The sequence below is a fragment of the Hoeflea sp. genome (assembly GCF_039975035.1).
Lineage (GTDB): Bacteria > Pseudomonadota > Alphaproteobacteria > Rhizobiales > Rhizobiaceae > Hoeflea.
On the sequence record NZ_JBDWHW010000036.1, the window covers coordinates 1 to 2,819 of the forward strand.

A 2,819-nucleotide genomic window follows, 5' to 3' on the forward strand; every position below is an offset into this window, starting at 1 on the left:
GCTTCGGCGGCTTGTTCGACCTGAAGGCGGCGGGGTTTTCCGATCCGGTTCTGGTTGCCGCCAATGATGGCGTCGGCACCAAGCTGAAAGTGGCGATCGAGGCCGGGATGCACGACACCGTTGGCGTCGATCTCGTCGCCATGTGTGTCAACGACCTGGTGGTCCAGGGCGCCGAACCACTGTTCTTTCTGGATTATTTCGCCACCGGCAAGCTCGATCCCGAACAGGGCGCGGCGATTGTCGGCGGGATTGCAAAGGGCTGCCTGCAGGCCGGCTGCGCGCTGATCGGCGGCGAAACCGCCGAAATGCCCGGCATGTACCGCGATGGCGACTATGATCTGGCCGGTTTTGCCGTGGGTGCTGCGGAACGCGGTCAGTTACTGCCATCGGGCACATTGGCGGAAGGCGACATCGTGCTGGGGCTGGCCTCCTCCGGGGTTCATTCCAACGGCTATTCGCTGGTGCGCCGGATCGTCGATATGAGCGGACTGAGCTACGATGCTCCCGCACCGTTCGATCCGTCCATCAGCCTCGGCGCCGCCCTGCTCGAGTCGACCCGGATTTATGTCAAATCCTTGCTTGCGGTGATCCGGGAGACCGGTGCGATCCAGGCGCTGGCGCATATCACCGGCGGCGGATTTCCCGAAAACCTGCCGCGCGTATTGCCCGAAGGTCTTGCCGCGGAGATCGACCTCGGCGCCATTTCCGCGCCGAAGGTGTTTTCATGGATCGCCAAAACCGGCGGTGTTGCACCAGAGGAAATGCTGCGCACCTTCAATTGCGGCGTCGGCATGATCGCGGTCGTCAAGCCAGAACAGGCAGATCTTGTCGCCGGCGCGCTTGAAGCGCAGGGAGAGACCGTGATCCGGCTCGGCAGACTGAGCGCGCGCCCTGAAGGTGGACCGGGTGTTTCCTACAAGGGGACACTGGCGCTGTGAGCGCTGCCCCCAAAGTCCCGGTCGCTGTGCTGATCTCCGGGCGGGGATCGAACATGGGCGCATTGATCGCGGCTTCATTGACCGCAGATTACCCGGCCAAGATCGTCTCGGTGATCTCCGACAAACCGGATGCCAAGGGGCTTGAACATGCCCGCGGCTTCGGCATTGACGCCCTGGCCATCCCGCGCTCCGACTATCCGGGCAAGGCCGATCACGAGGCGGCGGTGATCGCGGCCATCCATGCATCCGGCGCGAAAATCATCGCGCTGGCCGGGTACATGCGGTTGCTCTCCGGCGATTTCGTCAATCATTTCGCGGGCCGGATGATCAACATTCACCCGTCGCTGCTACCGGCATTCCCCGGACTTGCAACGCACGAGCGGGCGCTCGCGGCCGGGTGCCGGGTGCACGGCTGCACCGTCCATTTCGTTACCGAAGGCATGGACGAAGGCCCGATCATCGAGCAGGAGGCCGTGCGCGTCACCGGCGACGATACGCCCGAAACGCTCGCCGCCCGCGTGCTTGAGGCCGAACACCGGATCTACCCCCAGGCGCTGGCCATGCTGGCGCGCGGCGATGTCCGCATGAGCGGCGACGGGCAAACCAGATTCGGCAAGTGACCGGCAAGGCTGAAAACCTTGCCTTTTGTCAGCGCGCGCCCGGTTGCTATTTTGAACCGGATGACAGTAAAATACCTTGCCGGTACGGCTACTTATACTCTTTCCACTATGCAAGCCGCCGACAATCGCGTTCCTGGAATTTGATTGGAGACGCCATGCCTTCTCTACACGGACTGCTCGACAAAGCCATCAGCAACGGCCGTTTGACAGTGACCGACGCCAAGGGCCGGACCCATGTCTATGGCGGCAAGGAACCTGGTCCGGAAGCCGCCATCCGTTTCACCACGCCTTCTGTCGCGCGCAAGATCTTCCTCAATCCGGAACTCAAGGCCGCGGAAGCCTACATGGATGGCGAGCTGGTGATGGACGAGGGCTCGATCCATGACCTGATCCAGCTGTTTTTCGCCAACAAGCGACAGTTCGATCTCTCGCCCAGCCAGATTTTCTGGCGCGGCCTGTCACGCGGGCTCAGACGCTTCCAGCAAAACAACGCACTGTCGCGCGCTCGCGGCAATGTGCAGGTGCATTACGACATCGGCGAGGAGATCTACCGGCTGTTTCTCGACGCCGACATGCAATATTCCTGCGCCTATTTTCCCGAGGGCACCGAGACGCTCGAACAGGCGCAGACCCTGAAGAAGCGCCATATCGCCGCCAAACTGCAACTGGGCGACGGGCAACGGCTGCTCGACATCGGCTGCGGCTGGGGCGGGCTGGGGCTCTATCTGGCCCATGTCGCTGATATTGAAGTGGTGGGCGTGACCCTGTCCGAACGGCAACTGGCGGTCGCCCGGCGCCGCGCAGAGATTCTGGGGGTGAGCGACCGTGTCCGCTTCGAGCTCATCGATTATCGCGAAGTGGACGGAAAATTCGATCGCATCGTGTCGGTGGGCATGCTCGAACATGTCGGAGTGCACTACCTCAAACCCTATTTTCTCACCGTGCGCGACCGGCTCTCGCCTGACGGCGTGGCGCTGATCCATTCAATATCGAGCAAGGCGCCGCCGGGTGTTACCGGTCCGTTCCTGCGCAAATACATTTTTCCCGGCGGCTATGCGCCATCGCTGTCGGAAGCGGTCTCGGCGATTGAATTGTCCGGTCTGTGGATGCTCGATTGCGAGATCTGGCGTTGCCACTACGGTCACACGCTACGGCATTGGCGCGATCGCTTCGAGGCGCATTCGCTCATCGACAGGTACAGCTCCCACATCCGGCAGAACCGTTCGTCCATGAAGTCCGCCGCTTGCACGCGGTGCGCCTC

Annotated in this window: 3 protein-coding genes; all 3 read left to right on the forward strand. The window is 62.3% G+C overall.

All coding sequences use genetic code 11. The features are described from left to right. The coding region (gene purM, locus ABJN75_RS02760; protein WP_348436630.1) for a phosphoribosylformylglycinamidine cyclo-ligase at nucleotides 1-938 on the forward strand (938 nt) is incomplete at its 5' end. Continuing rightward, nucleotides 935-1,558, forward strand: coding sequence for a phosphoribosylglycinamide formyltransferase (purN, locus tag ABJN75_RS02765; protein WP_348436632.1), 624 nt, complete (start codon nucleotides 935-937; stop codon nucleotides 1,556-1,558). The genes purM and purN, both read left to right, overlap by 4 nt. 155 nt (nucleotides 1,559-1,713) lie before the next feature. Then, nucleotides 1,714-2,819, forward strand: a 1,106-nt coding sequence (locus ABJN75_RS02770) for a cyclopropane-fatty-acyl-phospholipid synthase family protein (protein WP_348436634.1), incomplete at its 3' end; no start/stop codon positions are given.